At 64.7% G+C, this 14,915-nt stretch carries 18 protein-coding genes; 13 read left to right on the top strand and 5 right to left on the bottom strand.

Annotated features, from left to right (window positions below; translation table 11 throughout):
• Positions 1–27: 27 nt before the first annotated feature.
• From XI04_RS19795 to adhP, 3 genes are all read left to right on the top strand, one after another.
• A complete protein-coding gene (locus XI04_RS19795; RefSeq protein WP_028142907.1) occupies positions 28–417 on the top strand; it encodes a DUF4189 domain-containing protein in 390 nt (129 codons plus the stop codon).
• 115 nt (positions 418–532) lie between these two features.
• Positions 533–943 (top strand): DUF2000 family protein, encoded by a 411-nt coding sequence (locus XI04_RS19790; protein WP_038948016.1) that lies wholly within the window; start codon positions 533–535, stop codon positions 941–943.
• 135 nt (positions 944–1,078) lie between these two features.
• A complete protein-coding gene (gene adhP / locus XI04_RS19785; RefSeq protein ID WP_271610360.1) occupies positions 1,079–2,104 on the top strand; it encodes an alcohol dehydrogenase AdhP in 1,026 nt (341 codons plus the stop codon).
• A gap of 4 nt (positions 2,105–2,108) precedes the next feature.
• Here adhP and XI04_RS19780 read toward each other — a convergent pair whose 3' ends face one another.
• Genes XI04_RS19780 through XI04_RS19770 form a run of 3 tightly spaced genes read right to left on the bottom strand, consistent with a single transcriptional unit; the run spans position 2,109 to position 3,331 of the window.
• A complete protein-coding gene (locus XI04_RS19780; protein ID WP_038948014.1) occupies positions 2,109–2,522 on the bottom strand; it encodes a GFA family protein in 414 nt (137 codons plus the stop codon).
• 12 nt (positions 2,523–2,534) lie between these two features.
• Entirely contained in the window at positions 2,535–2,999 is a 465-nt protein-coding gene (locus XI04_RS19775; protein WP_271610361.1) for an SRPBCC family protein, read from the bottom strand.
• Positions 2,996–3,331 carry an ArsR/SmtB family transcription factor gene (locus tag XI04_RS19770; protein ID WP_028142912.1) on the bottom strand — a complete coding sequence of 112 codons (336 nt, stop codon included), beginning with the start codon at positions 3,329–3,331 and terminating at the stop codon, positions 2,996–2,998. The genes XI04_RS19775 and XI04_RS19770 overlap by 4 nt, the downstream gene beginning before the upstream one ends.
• Before the next feature lie 109 nt (positions 3,332–3,440).
• On the opposite strand from XI04_RS19770, the gene XI04_RS19765 reads away from it, so the two are divergent.
• From XI04_RS19765 to XI04_RS19740, 6 genes are all read left to right on the top strand, one after another.
• On the top strand, positions 3,441–4,124 hold the full coding sequence (locus tag XI04_RS19765; RefSeq protein ID WP_271610362.1) for a TetR/AcrR family transcriptional regulator: 684 nt from the start codon (positions 3,441–3,443) through the stop codon (positions 4,122–4,124).
• A complete protein-coding gene (locus tag XI04_RS19760) occupies positions 4,121–5,038 on the top strand; it encodes an HlyD family secretion protein (protein WP_271610363.1) in 918 nt (305 codons plus the stop codon). Before XI04_RS19765 ends, XI04_RS19760 begins: the two co-directional genes overlap by 4 nt.
• Positions 5,035–5,967 carry an ABC transporter ATP-binding protein gene (locus tag XI04_RS19755; protein ID WP_028142915.1) on the top strand — a complete coding sequence of 311 codons (933 nt, stop codon included), beginning with the start codon at positions 5,035–5,037 and terminating at the stop codon, positions 5,965–5,967. Before XI04_RS19760 ends, XI04_RS19755 begins: the two co-directional genes overlap by 4 nt.
• Positions 5,964–7,127: an ABC transporter permease gene (locus tag XI04_RS19750; RefSeq protein WP_038948008.1), complete on the top strand. Its 1,164-nt coding sequence runs from the start codon at positions 5,964–5,966 to the stop codon at positions 7,125–7,127. Before XI04_RS19755 ends, XI04_RS19750 begins: the two co-directional genes overlap by 4 nt.
• A 29-nt stretch (positions 7,128–7,156) precedes the next feature.
• Positions 7,157–8,464, top strand: coding sequence for an adenylate/guanylate cyclase domain-containing protein (locus XI04_RS19745; RefSeq protein WP_028142917.1), 1,308 nt, complete (start codon positions 7,157–7,159; stop codon positions 8,462–8,464).
• 184 nt (positions 8,465–8,648) lie between these two features.
• The gene (locus tag XI04_RS19740; protein WP_271610364.1) at positions 8,649–9,563 is read left to right on the top strand and encodes a PhzF family phenazine biosynthesis protein; all 915 of its coding nucleotides are present in this window, start codon (positions 8,649–8,651) and stop codon (positions 9,561–9,563) included.
• A 132-nt stretch (positions 9,564–9,695) separates the two neighbouring features.
• Here the strand turns inward: XI04_RS19740 and XI04_RS19735 are convergent, their stop codons facing one another.
• Together XI04_RS19735 and XI04_RS19730 are read right to left on the bottom strand one after the other, a co-directional pair.
• Entirely contained in the window at positions 9,696–10,157 is a 462-nt protein-coding gene (locus XI04_RS19735; RefSeq protein ID WP_028142919.1) for a DUF488 domain-containing protein, read from the bottom strand.
• An 8-nt stretch (positions 10,158–10,165) separates the two neighbouring features.
• Positions 10,166–11,002 (bottom strand): DUF72 domain-containing protein, encoded by an 837-nt coding sequence (locus tag XI04_RS19730; RefSeq protein WP_085967720.1) that lies wholly within the window; start codon positions 11,000–11,002, stop codon positions 10,166–10,168.
• A 104-nt stretch (positions 11,003–11,106) separates the two neighbouring features.
• Here XI04_RS19730 and XI04_RS19725 point away from each other — a divergent pair, with 104 nt between their 5' ends.
• The 4 genes from XI04_RS19725 to XI04_RS19710 all read left to right on the top strand — a co-directional run bounded on the left by XI04_RS19725 (position 11,107) and on the right by XI04_RS19710 (position 14,703).
• Positions 11,107–11,487 (top strand): hypothetical protein, encoded by a 381-nt coding sequence (locus tag XI04_RS19725; protein ID WP_028142921.1) that lies wholly within the window; start codon positions 11,107–11,109, stop codon positions 11,485–11,487.
• Between the two features lie 128 nt (positions 11,488–11,615).
• Positions 11,616–11,819 (top strand): hypothetical protein, encoded by a 204-nt coding sequence (locus XI04_RS19720; protein ID WP_028142922.1) that lies wholly within the window; start codon positions 11,616–11,618, stop codon positions 11,817–11,819.
• Between the two features lie 241 nt (positions 11,820–12,060).
• Positions 12,061–13,194 (top strand): glycosyltransferase family 2 protein, encoded by a 1,134-nt coding sequence (locus tag XI04_RS19715; RefSeq protein ID WP_271610365.1) that lies wholly within the window; start codon positions 12,061–12,063, stop codon positions 13,192–13,194.
• A gap of 6 nt (positions 13,195–13,200) precedes the next feature.
• Positions 13,201–14,703, top strand: a complete 1,503-nt coding sequence (locus tag XI04_RS19710) for a glycosyltransferase family 39 protein (protein WP_271610366.1) — start codon at positions 13,201–13,203, stop codon at positions 14,701–14,703.
• Positions 14,704–14,915 lie beyond the last annotated feature (212 nt).

Below are 14,915 nucleotides of genomic sequence, written 5' to 3'. Positions count from 1 at the left end.
CACCTGCCTTGGGGGAGGGGATTTTCCATGGCTTCGAACGTCGTCGCGCGCCGTTGCGCGATGTTTTGCTTTGTCTTGTCAGTTGCCGTCACGGGCGCCCGCTACATCACCGAAGCCCATGCCGCCGGCGCGATTGCAGTCGGCAAATGCGGCGCTTATGGCCAGGCCTTTGATTACGGCCACGAGCACGAGGCGCGTGCCGCGGCGCAGAAGCAGTGCAAGGGCGATTGCACGACCGTGACGATGAAGCGCGCCTGCGCTGCGATGTCGGTCGATCTCGCCAACCCCTGCGGCGCTTATGGCTATGCCGTCAAGCCGAAGATCTCCGCCTCGCTCAACGCCGCCACGCGCGAATGCTACAAATACGGCGGCAAGGAATGCGTGATCCGCGCCTGGGCCTGCGACGCCAAGGGTTGATTTCCTCTTGCTGTCATTCCGGGGCGATGCGTAGCATCGAGCTATGGTGCGCAATTGCGCACCTGAGAATCTCGAGATCCTTTGGACCGCCCCCGAATGACAGTGGAAGGAATAGATGCAGTTCGACACCAAGATCGCGGTCGTGATCCGCACCGATCTTCAGGCTTGGCAGAAGCTCAACGTCGCGTCCTTCCTCACCAGCGGCATTGCCGCGGCTTTTCCCGAATGCATTGGCGATGCCTATGAAGACGCCTCGGGCACGAACTATCATGCGTTGATCGGCCAGCCGATCCTGATCTACGGCGCCGACGGGCCGGCACTATCGCGCGCGCTGGATCGTGCGCTCGTGCGCAACGTCAAGCCGGCGGTCTATACCGAGGACATGTTCAGCACCACGCACGATGCCGCCAATCGCGAGGCGGTGAGGGCCGTGGCGCGCAACGATCTCAATCTCGTCGGCATCGCCATGCGCGCCGAGCGCAAGGTGATCGACAAGATCGTCGACGGCCTGAAGTTCCATAGCTGACACGCCGGCATCGGCGCGGCGTCATCGTGGTGTCATGATGGGGCCGCCTTGCGCAAACTTTGTGCTGTTTGACGCCCATCAAAGGAGCGCGGCGCGGGGTCGTTATTCTGCTCCAAAATGCAGAGGAGCAGACAGATGCCGACCATGAAAGCCGCAATCGTCAAGCAATTCGGCAAGCCGCTGGTGATCGAGGACGTGCCGGTTCCGCAGCCCGGCCCCGGCGAGATTCTGGTCAAGGTGAAGGCCTGCGGCGTCTGTCACACCGATCTGCATGCAGCCTCCGGCGACTGGCCGGTGAAACCGGTACCGCCCTTCATTCCCGGCCACGAGGCGGCCGGCACCGTCGCCGCGCTCGGGCCCGGCGTGAAGAATCTGAAAGTCGGAGATGCCGTCGGCGTCGCCTGGCTGCACGACGCCTGCATGTCTTGCGAATATTGCGAGACCGGCTGGGAGACCCTGTGCGAGCACCAGCACAATACCGGCTACAGCGTGAACGGCGGCTTCGCAGAATATGTGATCGCCTCGGCCGCCTTCGCCGCAAAGCTGCCGGCGACGGTCGATTTCGCCGCCATCGCGCCGATCCTGTGCGCCGGCGTCACCACCTACAAGGGATTGAAGGAGACGGAGGCCAGGCCCGGCGAGTGGGTGGTGATCTCAGGTGTCGGCGGGCTCGGCCATGTCGCGATTCAGTACGCCAAGGCGATGGGGCTCAAGGTCGCTGCCGTCGATATCGCCGAGGACAAGCTGGAGCTGGCGCGCGAAACCGGCGCCGATCTCGCGGTCAATGCCCTCACCGCTGGTGCGGTGGACCAGGTTCTTGCGGCAACCGACGGCGGGGCCCACGGCGTGCTGGTGACGGCGGTCTCGACCGCCGCGTTCGCCCAGGCGCTCAAGATGGTGCGCCGGAAGGGCACCGTCAGCCTCGTCGGCCTGCCGCCGGGCGAATTCCCGACGCCGATCTTCGACGTCGTCCTCAAGCGCATCACGGTGCGCGGCTCCATCGTCGGCACGAGGCGCGACCTCGACGAAGCCGTCGCATTCGCCACCGATGGCAAGGTGAAGGCCGAAGTGACGAAGGTGCCGCTCGCGCAGATCAACGATGTCTTCGAGCGGATGAAGGCCGGCAAGATCGACGGTCGCATGGTGCTTGATTTCGGCTAGCGCCTCATCCAGGCGGCATGCCTTCGAACGTTACCAGGCTGGGATCGAGGCGATCCCAGTCATGGCCGCGCGCGGCGAAAGTGACTGCCTGCGGCTTGTAGCGGGCAGGCTCGTCGAGGCTCGCGGCGCGGATTGTGAAGACGTCGGGCTGCGCCGCGAAGGTCATGTACACAGGCACGCCGCACTGCGTGCAGAAGCCGCGCGTCTTCACGTTGCCGCTGTCGGCGACCATATCCCAATGCTTCGCCTCGCCGGTTAGCGTGACGCCGGCTCGTGCGAACGTCGCGTATGAGCCATGCGCACTGCCGCTTTCGCGCTGGCAGTCCCGGCACTGGCAGTGATTGCTGAACAGGGGTTCGCCGGCAATCGAATAGCGGATCGCGCCGCAGGCGCAGCCGCCGGTATAGGGCTTGTCCATTTAAGTGCTTCCCTACTTGTCTTCGCCGGAGATGGCATCCAGCCGCTGCAGCACCTTGACCCAGCCGTCGCACATGTTGCGATAAGCGGTGTCGTTCGTCGGCGTCACGAAGCCGGAGTGCACCACGCGCACGCGCGTCCCTGCTTCGACCGGCGTGAGGGACCAGGTGACGACGGTGTCGAGCGCCGAGCCGTAACCGGTGTTACCCTCGTCGCCACCCTTCCAGGCATAGGCGAAGCGTTGGTTCGGCACGACTTCCAGAACGCGGCAATGGATCGTGCCATCCCACGCGCCGGCCGGGTTGGTCTTGAACGTGAAAGTGTTGCCTTCGACGGCCTCGAAACCGGTCGGCGGCATCAGCCAGCGCGCAATCAGCTGTGCGCTGGTCAGCGCCTTCCAGATCGTCGCGACGGCGTGAGGGAAGACCTCGTCGATGACGATGTCCTGGGTCTGGATCTTGGAAGCAACAGCACTCACGGATCGATCTCCTTCAAGAGGTCACGCAGATTCTGGAAGCGCTCGCGCCAGAACACGCCGTAATGGTCCATCCAGGTGACCAGCGGTTCGAGCCCCTGCGGCGCGGCGCGGTAATAGACGTTGCGGCCCTCTGCGCGCTCGGCGACGAGGCCCGCCTGTTTCAACGACTTCAGGTGCTGCGAGATGGCGCCCTGAGTTACGCCGCTGCCGCGCGTCAGCTCGGCGACGGTGATCTCCTTGCTCTCGAACACGCGCTCGAACACCGCCCGGCGCGTCGGGTCGGCGAGGGCGCGCATCACAGTGGTGACGGGGTTTGGAGCGGTTTCGATCATGTCGTTCAATTAGTCGATGCTAATTCATTAGTCAATACTAATTCTTCTGAGTCTACCCAGATAACAGCCTCAACTTGACTATGACTGACTAGTCAGTCATATTCATCTAATGATGAAGAAGTCGACCAAGCTCTCCAACAAGTCGGCACAGGGCGCGGAGCCTGCGTCAGCCCGCCGAGAGGTGCCTGCATCGAACCGTGCTGCGCGCGCGCAGGAGCGGCGCGCGGCGATCGTGGACGCCGCGATGGAGGAGTTCATCGCCCGCGGTTTTGCCGCAACGCGCCTCGACGACATTGCCAAACGGGCCGGCGTCGCCAAGGGCACGATCTACCTGCACTTCAAGGACAAGGAATCGATGTTCGAGGAACTGGTGCGCGTCGTGATCGTGCCTGTCGTGGCGCGGCTGACCGCGCTGCCGCCGCCGACGGGCTCGGTGCGCGACCTCGTCGAGGCTTTTGCCAGCAATTTCCTGAAAGAGGTCATCGGCACCAGGCGGGGTGATCTGGTGCGCCTGATTGTGGCGGAGGGCCCGCGCTTTCCGTCCGTCGCCGATTTCTACTACCGCGAGGTCGTCTCGCGCGGGATCGCCGCGATGCGCACGCTGATCGAGCTCGGCATCGCCCGCGGCGAGATCCGGGAGAAGGACCTCGCGCGCTATCCGCAGATCCTGGTCGCGCCCGCGATGATTGCGGTGATCTGGCAAAGCCTGTTTGCGCGGCACGCGCCGCTCGACGCGCAGGACATGCTGCGCGTTCATCTCGATTTGATTTTTGGCGAACGGAGGACGACATGACGTCGTCACGAACCATCTCTCACCTCATCCTGAGGAGCGCGGAACGCGCGTCTCGAAGGATGCAGGCCCGGCTGTGGCTTCTCGCCCTTCGAGACGCCGCTTCGCGGCTCCTCAGGGTGAGGGATCGACAGCCGAATCTGTCGCGCCTCTGTGCGATCGCGGTTCTGGCACTCGCCACCGGTCTCGCCGGGTGCAACGAGAAGCGTGATCCCGGCTTCCAGGGCTGGGTCGAGGCCGACATGATCTTCGTCAGCCCGGACGAAGCGGGGCGGGTGACGAAGCTCAATGTCCGTGAGGGCGACGAGGTCAAGGTCGGCGATGCCCTTTATTCCGTCGACGACGACCTTCAGCTTGCCGATCTCAATCAGCAAAAGGCGACGCTCGCCAACGCGCAACAGACCTATGATCGCGCGGCCTCGCTGAGCAAGACCGGCTCCGGCACGCAGGCCAATCTCGATTCGGCCGTGTCTGCCTTGCGCGTCGCGGAAGCGCGGGTGGCGACGTCGGAGACGCGGATGGCGCGGCGCAAGGGCTTTGCGCCCGTTGCCGGCACCATCCAGCAGATCTATTTCCGCGAGGGCGAGATGGTAGCGGCGCAGCGCCCGGTGCTGTCGATCATGCCGCCCGGCAACATGAAGCTGCGCTTCTTCGTGCCTGAGACCGCGCTGCCGAAGCTCGCGATCGGCGACACGGTGCAGATCGGCTGCGACAATTGCGCGGCCGATCTCACCGCAAAGATCTACTTCATTGCGACCTCGGCCGAATACACCCCGCCTGTCATCTACAGCCTCGATGAGCGCAACAAGCTGGTCTATTTGATCCAGGCGCGGCCGTCGCGCCCCGACGCGCTGCGGGTCGGACAGCCGATCGACGTCTATCTCAATCCGAAGACACCGGTGGCGGACAAGCGATGAATGGCGAGAGCGGCATCGCGATCGACGTCAAGGGCCTGACCAAATCGTTCGGCGGCCGCGAGGTCGTGCACGATCTGTCGATGCAGGTGAAGCGCGGCTCGATCTACGGCTTCCTCGGGCCCAACGGCTCGGGCAAGACCACGACCATCCGTATCCTCTGCGGTCTCCTCACCCCGGATAGCGGCGAGGGCACCTGTCTCGGCTACGACATCCGCCGCGATGCCGAAAAGATCAAGCGCCAGGTCGGCTATATGACCCAGCGCTTCAGCCTTTATCAGGATCTTTCGGTGCGCGAGAACCTCGAATTCGTCGCGCGGCTCTATGGCTTGGCCGATGCGCGCGGGGCAGCGCGCGACATGATCAAGCGGCTCGGGCTCTCGGGACGCGAGGAGCAGCTTGCGGGCGAGCTTTCCGGCGGCTGGAAGCAGCGGCTGGCGCTGGGTGCCTGCACGCTGCCCAGTCCGAAACTGTTGCTGCTGGACGAGCCGACCGCCGGCGTCGATCCCAAGGCGCGGCGTGACTTCTGGAACGAGATCCACGCGCTTGCCGCCGAGGGCCTCACCGTGCTGGTCTCGACCCATTACATGGACGAGGCCGAGCGCTGCCACGAGATCGCCTACATCGCCTACGGCCATCTGCTGGTGCACGGCACCGTGGAGGAGGTGATCGCGAAATCCGCGCTGACGACCTACACCGTGACGGGCGAAGACCTGAACGAGCTCGCGGCCGAGCTCACCGGCAAGCCCGGCGTGGATATGGTGGCGCCGTTCGGCACCTCGCTGCACGTTTCGGGGCGGGACGTTGCCGCGCTGGAAGCCAGCATCGCGCCGTGGCGCGAGCGGAGCGGCCTGCACTGGCAGAAGTCGCACCCCTCACTGGAAGACGTGTTCATCGAACTGATGGGGCGCTCCAAGGACAATTTCCAATGAGTGCCGTCGATCATCCCGCACCACAGCACGAAATCCGCGAGCGCTTCGGCTTCCTGCGGCGCTCCTATGCGATGCTGATCAAGGAGTTCATCCAGCTGAGGCGCGACCGCGTCTCGTTCGCGATGATCGTGATGCTGCCGGTGATGCAGCTGATGCTGTTCGGCTATGCCATCAACACCACGCCGCATCATCTGCCGAGCGCGGTGCTGCTCCAGGAGGACTCCGATCTCGCCCGCTCGATCCTGAAAGCTCTGGAGAACACTGCCTATTTTCGCTTCCTTTACGAGGTGCACGATGTCGAGGATTTCGACAATCTGCTGAAATCCGGCAAGGTGCTGTTCGGTGTCGAGATCCCGCGCGGCTTCGAGCGCGCGGTGCGGCGCGGCGACAGGCCGGCGCTGCTGGTTGCGGCCGATGCCACCGACCCGGTGGCGGCGAGCGCGGCGATCGGCTCGCTCGGCATGGTCGTGCAGACCGCGCTCAAGCACGATCTCTACATCGGCGATCCCCCGGAGATGCCGTTCGAGATCCGCGCGCATGCCCGCTATAATCCGGCCGCGGCCTCCAGCCTCAACATCGTGCCGGGCCTGGTCGGCACCATCCTCACCATGACCATGCTGATCTTCACCGCGCTGTCGGTCACGCGCGAGGTCGAGCGCGGCACCATGGAGAGCCTGCTGTCGATGCCGATCAAGCCGGTGGAGGTGATGTTCGGCAAGATCGTGCCTTACGTGCTCGTCGGCTTCGTGCAGGCGTTTCTCATCATCGGCATCGGGGTTGGCCTGTTCGGCGTCCCCGTGCTCGGCAATCTATTCCTGCTGGCACTGCTCTCGACGCTGTTCATCACCACCAATTTGTCGATCGGCTACACCATCTCGACCGTGGTGCAGAACCAGCTCCAGGCCATGCAGATGTCGATGATGTTCTTCCTGCCGAGCATTCTGCTGTCCGGATTCATGTTTCCCTTCGCGGGCATGCCGACCTGGGCGCAATATCTCGGCGAATGCCTGCCGCTGACGCATTACCTTCGCATCGTCCGCGCCATCATGCTGAAGGGCGCGACCATGCAGAATCTGCATTTCGACGCCCTGGCACTGGCGATCCTGATGGCGCTCGCCATGACCATCGCCGTGACGCGCTTCCGCCGCACGCTGGATTGAGGCACAATACCCCGGAATCGAGGGGCGGAATGGTCAGATTTGCCAGCAGGAGGACACGGCAGCACGCCGTGCTATCGGAGGATTTCGAGCGCGAGCTGACACGCGAAGTGCTTCGCACCGAGCTGCTCCGGGTGCGGGCGCTGATCATGACGGGCTGCGTCATGATGGTGCTGCTCACCGCGATCTATTTGATCGACCCCAGTGTGGTGAACCGGGTGTGGCGCGGAACGGAAGGGCTTGTCGAGGTCTACGGCCTGCTCGGCGGCTTCATCCTGTTCGAGGTTTGGGTCCACACCCAGATCAGGAAGAACCTCCGGCTCGATCGCGATCTGCCGGTGATCCGGCGCTATATCGGCACGCTGATCGAGACTTCGCTGCCAACGGTGATCCTGATCCTGCAAACCCGCACCATGGGTGCGAGCCAGGCGCTCGGTTTCGCCGTGCCGCTGATGTACTTCATCTTCGTCATCCTCTCGACCTTGCGGCTCGACTTCTGGCTCTCTGCGTTCACAGGCTTCGTCGCCGCAGCCGGGCTTCTGTCCGTCGCGCTGCTCTACAACGCGGCCGACGAGGCCGGCGAGCCCCTGATCTATTTCCACGCTGTGCGCAGCATCGTCATCCTGATCTGTGGCGCGCTGGCGGGCGCGGTCGGCGCTCAGCTGCGCCGCCAGTTCGCCGCGAGCATCGCGGCGGCGACCGCACGCGACCGGGTGACGAACCTGTTCGGCCAGCACGTCTCTCCGCAGGTGGTGGAGCGGCTGATGGCGGCGGGAACCAGTGGTGGCGGCGACGTCCGCCGCGTCGCTGTGATGTTCGTCGATTTCCGCGGCTTCACGGCGGGCGCGCAGTCGCGCACCCCGCAGGAGGTGGTCGACCGGCTCGATGGCGCCTTTGCGGTGCTGGTCGACGTTCTCGATCGCCACGGCGGTATCGTGAACAAGTTTCTCGGCGATGGCTTTCTCGCGCTGTTCGGCGCGCCGCTGGAAGCCTCCGACGCCGCGCATCGCGCGGTTGCCGCAGGCCGCGAGATGCTGAGTGCGATGGACCGCATCAACGCGCAGACGAGCTGGCCGCTGCGCATCGGCATCGGCATTCATTTCGGCGAGGTCGTCGCCGGCAATATCGGCTCGCCCCGGCGCAAGGAGTACACGGTGATCGGTGACACCGTGAACTTCGCATCGCGCCTGGAGGCGCTGAACAAGGAGTTCGGCTCGCAACTGCTGATTTCCGCGACCGTGCGCGAGGCGCTGGGCAACGATGGTGACGATGCCGTTGCGCTCGGCGAGGTCGAGGTGCGCGGCTATGAGCGGAAGGTGGCGGTGTTTCAGCTCGGCTGAGGGGGCCTTCAAATGTGAGTCGCGTTTCGTTGAAGCGAGCCGCGGTTCGTTGAAGGCTTCTAGAATCTCTTCCGCGATTGCTCCGATTGCTCCGAATTTTGGGGCATGACGAGCGATGTCGCCGGCTTATAGACTGCCGCCCGATGCGGCCGGTCGCGGCCGCGACTTGCATGAGGAAGTGACGATGCAGCGCCGCTACATCACCGTCGACGTGTTCACCGACCGCGCCTTCGGCGGCAACCAGCTCGCCGTGGTGCTCGACGCCGGCGGGCTCACGACGGCGCAGATGCAGACGATCGCGACCGAGTTCAACTATTCCGAGACCACCTTCGTGCTGCCGCCGCGCGACAAGGCCCATGATGCCGAGGTGCGTATCTTCACACCGGTCCGGGAGATGCCGTTTGCGGGCCATCCCAATATCGGGACCTCCTTCGTGCTGGCGAGCCTCGCCAAGGAGCCGAAGCCGCGCCTGCTATTCGAGGAGAAGGCCGGGCTCGTGCCGGTCGATATTTTTCGCGAGCAGGGCCGGGTGGTCAGCACCGAGCTCACCGCGCCGCAGCCGCTGTCACGGCTTGCGCAGCTTTCTGCCGAAGACGTCGCGGCCTGCATCTCCCTGAGCGCCGATGACATCAGGACCGATCGCCATGCGCCGCAGGTCGTCGGCGTCGGAACGCCCTTCGTGGTGGCGGAAGTACGTTCGCGCGATGCGCTGAAGCGGGCCAGGTCCGACGCGGCGGCCTTCGGCAGGCTCTTGCCGCGCGACGGTGCAGTCTCGGTGTGGTTCTATACGCGCGATGTGCCCGCGGCGGAGGCGCCTAGCGAGATCCAGGCGCGGATGTTCATGCGCGGCGCCGGCGGCTACGCTGAGGATCCCGCCACCGGCAGCGCCACGGTTGCCGCGGCCGCGCTGTTCGCCGATCTCGATCCCGTGCGCGATGGCGAGCTCAAGCTCACGGTCGGCCAGGGCTTTGACATGGGCCGGCCGAGCATCCTGCTGACGCGCGTGCGCAAGCAGGACGGCAAGATCGTCTCCGCCCATGTCGGCGGCAGCTGTGTGCGGATGATGGAGGGGACGTTCAAGCTGGCAGGGGAGGGATAGGAACCATCATCCCCGCGCAATGGCGAAGCCGTTGTCGCTGGAGATGCGAGCCCTTGCGAGCCTCGAAGGATGCGCGGCCGAGGTGCAACCTGGGGCACGCCGTCGTGGTTTCGTTCCCCGCCCGAGCTCCGGCTACACCTGCCGTCCCGCCAAGTTCTTCACCGCAACCCCATCGCGCTCCTCGATGATCTCCGCGATCATTTGGCGGTGGCAATGCGTGTGATCCCTCTCGTAGCAGAGCAGGCAGACGGGGCCGGCCTTCTTCACCAGCGCCGAGAGCTCGTCCATCGCCTCTTTGGCCTCGGGCGCCTTGAGGTGCTTTGAGAAGATCTTCTCCAGCACATCGTACTGACCGCTGCGTGCGGCGAGCCGGCCTTCCTTCGGCGTGCCGAGCGCGGCGAGGTGGACATAGGCGATACCACGTTCGTCGAGCCCTGCCGAAAGCTGCTTCTTGGAAAAGCCCGGCCGGCGCGAGGATGTCACCGCGCGCACGTCGACCACGAGCTTGACGCCGGCCTCTACCAGCTCATCCAGCACCGCCTTGGGCGGCGTCTGCTCATAGCCGATGGTGAACAGCTTTTTCGCCTTTGCCATGGCGCACCTCAGCTCACCCTTGCGATCAGTTCCATGGCGCCGGCCGGTGCGCGCACCTTGCCCTCGTGGATGACGTAGGCGAACACGTCGCGTGGCTCCTTCTTTGGCTTGGCCTTGTCAACTTTGGGCAGGTCGTCCGGTTCACCGCCCGAAGCCCAGGCCTGAAGGCGCTCGGCCCAGGCATCGAGCTGCTTGGGCGGGTAGCAGGTCTTGATCTCGTCATTGCCCTTCTGCAGCCGGGCATAGACGAAATCACCGGCGACGTCGGCGATGGCGGGATATTTGCCGTGCTCGGCGAACACCACGGGCGTCTCGAACTCGCGGATCAGCGCCACGAAGTCCGGTGTGCAGAAGCTGTCGTGGCGGACCTCGACGACGTGGCGCAGCGCGCGTCCCTCGAGCTTGCGCGGCAATAGCTCGAGGAACTTGCCGAAATCGGCGCCGTCGAATTTCTTGGTCGGCGCGAACTGCCACAGCACCGGCCCGAGACGGTCGCCGAGCTCCAGCACGCCGGAATCATAGAACCGCTTGATGGAATCGCCGGCTTCCGCCAGCACCCGGCGGTTGGTGGCGAATCGCGGTCCCTTCACCGAGAACACGAAGCCGTCGGGCACCTCGCTCGCCCATTTGCGAAAGCTCTCCGGCTTCTGCGAGCCGTAATAGGTGCCGTTGATCTCGATCGAGGTCAGCTTCGAGGCCGCGTAGGACAGCTCCTTCGCCTGCGTCAGCTTCTCCGGATAGAACACGCCGCGCCACGGCTCGAACGTCCAGCCGCCGATGCCGATGAAGATGTTGCCTGACTTTTTGGACGCAGTTTTTGCTTTGGCCACGGAAGGATCTCGCATCGACGTGGAGGGGATGCCGTCATCCTAGTCAAACCAGTTGTGATTGGCCAGTTGCTGCGTCCCGTCTAAGGTCGCGGCAGGATCTGCGAAAAAGGAGAAAAAGGATGCGGATGCTGATGGTGGGAGCGGCGCTCGTCATGATGACATCTGCTGCCATGATATCTCCAGTCATGGCGGATGACGACGATGCGAAGGGCGCGCAGAAGCTCGCCATGCAGGGCCGCGACGATTACTGGCATTGCCTGGCGCGGGAATATTCGCGCGACAGCAATCGGGGAATGACGGAACAGGATTTTGGCCGCTCGGTCGCGGGCGCCTGTTCGTCGGAGCGGCAATATTACCGAGTGGCGCTGCTCGACTATCTCACCACGCAGTACCCGAGCATCGATGCCGGCGCCCATCTCGCTACCGCGAACAGGGCAGTGGAGGCCGCGCAGAAGGACATCGTGACGGCCTTCGTCAAGCAGAGGCCGCCGGCGAAGTAGGCAATGGCCAATAGCGAGCAGGGGAGAAGCCTGGACCGCCTCATCCGCCATTCGCCTTTCGGCAGCCCTTCCGGCTCCGCGCGCATCCGTGATATCACGGGGCGTATCTGGAACGGGGATGGGTTTCCATGGCGTCTGAGTCGGTAGGGGGCATTTTGGGCGTGATCGCTGCCGCGATCGTGCTTGCAGTCGCCGTCGTGTTCGGGCCGATTGGCCAGTACGGCAAGCCGCCTAAGCCGGCGAAAGTCGAGCCGGCGCCGGCTGCCGCACCCGCGGCTCCCGCCGCGCCGGCGCCGCGCGGGCCGATCATCCGGGAAGTGCCCAACCAATAAGGCACGAAAATCGTCCTTTTCGCCCCTTGCGAAGCGGTCTTGTCATTCCTATCTAGCTTTTAACGGCGCCGTTGAGCGAAAACTCCGGCGTTGGAACGACCTTGGAATAGCTTGGGCTCGCGCCGGATGTACGCGCGGCCCGCCGTTCCGGGGTCGTTGGCATTTTAGGGCCTCTTTTGGCCAAATTCCCTTGGAAACCCCGGCTTGGCAGCGCAGGACGCGGCGGATATACGCTGCCGTCATGAATGAAGCGATCAGACCGGGCTCCGACAATCCGCTGCAGGCTCAAGCAGGGCCGGAACTGTCGGTCATCGTCCCGACCTTCAATGAGCGCGACAATGTCACGGTGCTGTACCGGCGGCTGGAGGCGGTGCTCGCCAACGTCGCCTGGGAAGTCGTGTTCGTCGACGACAATTCACCTGATGGCACCTGGGACGTCGTGCGCGCGCTGGCGCAGCAGGACAGCCGCGTGCGCTGTATCCGCCGCATCGGCCGCCGCGGCCTGTCGGGCGCCTGCATCGAGGGCATCCTGGCGTCCAGCGCGCCCTTTGTGGCCGTGATCGACGCCGACCTCCAGCACGACGAGACGCGACTGCCGAAGATGCTGTTGCTGCTCGCAAGCGACGAGGCCGACCTCGTGGTCGGCAGCCGCTACATCGAGGGCTACAAGAGCGAGGGCTTCAACAAGCAGCGCGCCGGCGCCAGCGCGCTGGCAACCGAGTTCGCCAGGAAGATGCTGCGGGTCGAGATCGCCGATCCCATGAGCGGCTTCTTCATGATCCGCCGCGATCGTTTCGAGCAGCTCGCGCCGAAGCTGTCCGTGCACGGCTTCAAGATCCTGCTCGACGTCGTCGCGACCGCGCACGGCGGCTTGCGGGCGGTCGAGATTCCCTACACTTTCGGCGCCCGTCAGCACGGCGAAAGCAAGCTCGATTCCATGGTCGCGCTCGATTTCCTCGGCCTCGTGCTGGCCAAGCTGAGCAACGACATCGTCTCGCTGCGCTTCATCCTGTTCGCGATGGTCGGCGGCATCGGCCTCGTGGTGCATCTCACCACGCTGTTCATCGGACTTCAGCTGTTCAAGGTGCCGTTCGCGGAGGCGCAGGCCGCCGGCGCCATCGTCGCCATGACCAGCAATTTCATCCTCAACAACTTCCTCACCTATCGCGACCAGCGGCTGAAGGGCTTTGCGCTGCTGCGCGGCCTGATCGCCTTTTACATCGTGTGCAGCGTCGGCCTGCTCGCCAATGTCGGCGTCGCCTTCTCGGTCTACGACCAGGAGCCGATCTGGTGGCTGGCCGGCATGGCCGGTGCGCTGATGGGTGTGGTGTGGAACTACGCGATGTCAGGCCTGTTCGTCTGGCGCAAGAAATAACCCACGATGGGCGGGGCTGACGCGCGGATCGTCCGCAATACCGTGCTGCTGATTCTGGCGCTGGTGGCCCTGCGGCTCGTCGCGGCCGCGTTCACGCCGATCACCTTCGACGAAGCCTATTACTGGATGTGGTCGAACAACCTCGCCGGGGGCTATTACGACCATCCGCCGATGGTCGCCTATGTCATCCGCGCCGGCACCATGATCGCCGGCGATACCGAACTCGGCGTCCGCCTCGTCTCGATCCTGCTCGCACTGCCGATGAGCTATGCGATCTACCGCTCCGCTGCGATCCTGTTCGGCGGCGCGCGCGTGGCGGCGACCAGCGCCGTCCTGCTCAACGTAACCATGATGGCCTCCGTCGGCACGCTGATCGTGACGCCGGATGCGCCGCTCCTGGTCGCATCCAGCTTCGTGCTGTTCTTCCTCGCAAAAGTACTGGAGACCGGCCGCGGCGTCTGGTGGCTTGCGGTCGGCGCGGCCGTCGGTGCGGCACTGCTGTCGAAATACACGGCGATGTTCTTTGGCGCCGGGATCCTGATCTGGCTCGCTTGCGTGCCGAAGCTCAGGCGCTGGTTCCTCTCGCCCTGGCCCTATCTCGGCGGTCTCGTTGCTCTGGCGCTGTTCTCGCCGGTGATCCTCTGGAATGCGGACCATCAATGGGTCTCGTTCGCAAAGCAGCTCGGGCGCGCGAAGATCGAGGACTTCCGACCCGTCTTCATCGCCGAGCTGATCCCCACCCAGATCGCGTTCGCAACCCCGCTGGTCTTCATCCTCGGCGCGATGGGTCTGCACGCGCTGACCTGGCGCCGGGCCGGCGCACTGGCCTCGCGTGTGCTGATCGAGGCGATGTTCTGGACCATCGTCGCCTATTTCGTCTGGCATTCGCTGCATGCCCGCGTCGAGGCCAACTGGTTCGCGCCGGTCTATCCGCCCTTCGTCGTCGCCGCGGCCGCTGCCGCCAACCTCGTGCAATGGAAGCCGCGCCAGCGCCGCCTGGTGGATTTCTGCCTGCGCTGGGCCGCGCCTGTCGGCATCGTGATGTTTGCAGCACTCATCGTGCAGGCCAACACCGGCTGGCTCTCGGGTTATCGCCGCGATGCCACCGTGCGCAGCGTCGGCGTCGGCTGGCGCGAGCTCGCTGCCGAAATCGAAGCCGTGCGCGCGCGCCATGGCGCGACCTGCGTGCTCGCGCAGGACTACGGCACCACGGGCTGGCTGGCCTTTTACTTGCCCCGCGGCACCTGCGTGGTGCAGCAGAACCAGCGCATCCGCTGGGTCAACATGGGCGAGCCCGATCCAAAGCTGCTCGCGGGCAAGCTGCTCTATATCGACGAGCTGCGCCCGGACGGTCATCCCGTCCTCAACGACCTCTTTGCGAAGGTGACGCAGGTCGCGCAATTGCAGCGCAAGCGCGGGCCCCTCGTGGTCGAGACCTACAGCGTCGATCTGCTGGAGGGCGCCAAGGGCGACGTCCTCGACCGCTCGCCGCCGCCGGAAGCGTGGTAGTAGGCCGCACTGCTTCCACAGCGTCGTCCCCCTAACGCGGGGACCCATACCCCCAGGGAGCAGTTTGGCGAAGACTGTTCGTGGGCGATCTTTCAGTTGGTATGGCCAGCTGTGCTCATCGACAGATCACGCGGTATGGGTCCCCGCGAACGCGCTAGGGCATGCACATATCTGGTGCGGCGGATTGACTCGGGTTCGTCCTGGGGGTTCCA

It is taken from the genome of Bradyrhizobium sp. CCBAU 11430, from assembly GCF_028128855.1.
GTDB lineage: Bacteria > Pseudomonadota > Alphaproteobacteria > Rhizobiales > Xanthobacteraceae > Bradyrhizobium > Bradyrhizobium ottawaense.
The sequence above is the reverse complement of the archived record's forward strand: the minus strand, read 5'-3'. Positions and strand labels throughout refer to the sequence as shown.

Coding starts and splice junctions, on each gene's coding strand:
- XI04_RS19720 (WP_028142922.1), top strand. CDS start 11,616: ATGGCGTCTGAGTCGGTAGGGGGCATTTTGGGCGTGATCGCTGCCGCG.
- XI04_RS19760 (WP_271610363.1), top strand. CDS start 4,121: ATGACGTCGTCACGAACCATCTCTCACCTCATCCTGAGGAGCGCGGAA.
- XI04_RS19790 (WP_038948016.1), top strand. CDS start 533: ATGCAGTTCGACACCAAGATCGCGGTCGTGATCCGCACCGATCTTCAG.
- XI04_RS19740 (WP_271610364.1), top strand. CDS start 8,649: ATGCAGCGCCGCTACATCACCGTCGACGTGTTCACCGACCGCGCCTTC.
- XI04_RS19770 (WP_028142912.1), bottom strand. CDS start 3,331: ATGATCGAAACCGCTCCAAACCCCGTCACCACTGTGATGCGCGCCCTC.
- XI04_RS19745 (WP_028142917.1), top strand. CDS start 7,157: ATGGTCAGATTTGCCAGCAGGAGGACACGGCAGCACGCCGTGCTATCG.
- XI04_RS19765 (WP_271610362.1), top strand. CDS start 3,441: ATGATGAAGAAGTCGACCAAGCTCTCCAACAAGTCGGCACAGGGCGCG.
- XI04_RS19715 (WP_271610365.1), top strand. CDS start 12,061: ATGAATGAAGCGATCAGACCGGGCTCCGACAATCCGCTGCAGGCTCAA.
- XI04_RS19795 (WP_028142907.1), top strand. CDS start 28: ATGGCTTCGAACGTCGTCGCGCGCCGTTGCGCGATGTTTTGCTTTGTC.
- XI04_RS19780 (WP_038948014.1), bottom strand. CDS start 2,522: ATGGACAAGCCCTATACCGGCGGCTGCGCCTGCGGCGCGATCCGCTAT.
- XI04_RS19710 (WP_271610366.1), top strand. CDS start 13,201: ATGGGCGGGGCTGACGCGCGGATCGTCCGCAATACCGTGCTGCTGATT.
- adhP (WP_271610360.1), top strand. CDS start 1,079: ATGCCGACCATGAAAGCCGCAATCGTCAAGCAATTCGGCAAGCCGCTG.
- XI04_RS19735 (WP_028142919.1), bottom strand. CDS start 10,157: ATGGCAAAGGCGAAAAAGCTGTTCACCATCGGCTATGAGCAGACGCCG.
- XI04_RS19725 (WP_028142921.1), top strand. CDS start 11,107: ATGCGGATGCTGATGGTGGGAGCGGCGCTCGTCATGATGACATCTGCT.
- XI04_RS19750 (WP_038948008.1), top strand. CDS start 5,964: ATGAGTGCCGTCGATCATCCCGCACCACAGCACGAAATCCGCGAGCGC.
- XI04_RS19755 (WP_028142915.1), top strand. CDS start 5,035: ATGAATGGCGAGAGCGGCATCGCGATCGACGTCAAGGGCCTGACCAAA.
- XI04_RS19730 (WP_085967720.1), bottom strand. CDS start 11,002: ATGCGAGATCCTTCCGTGGCCAAAGCAAAAACTGCGTCCAAAAAGTCA.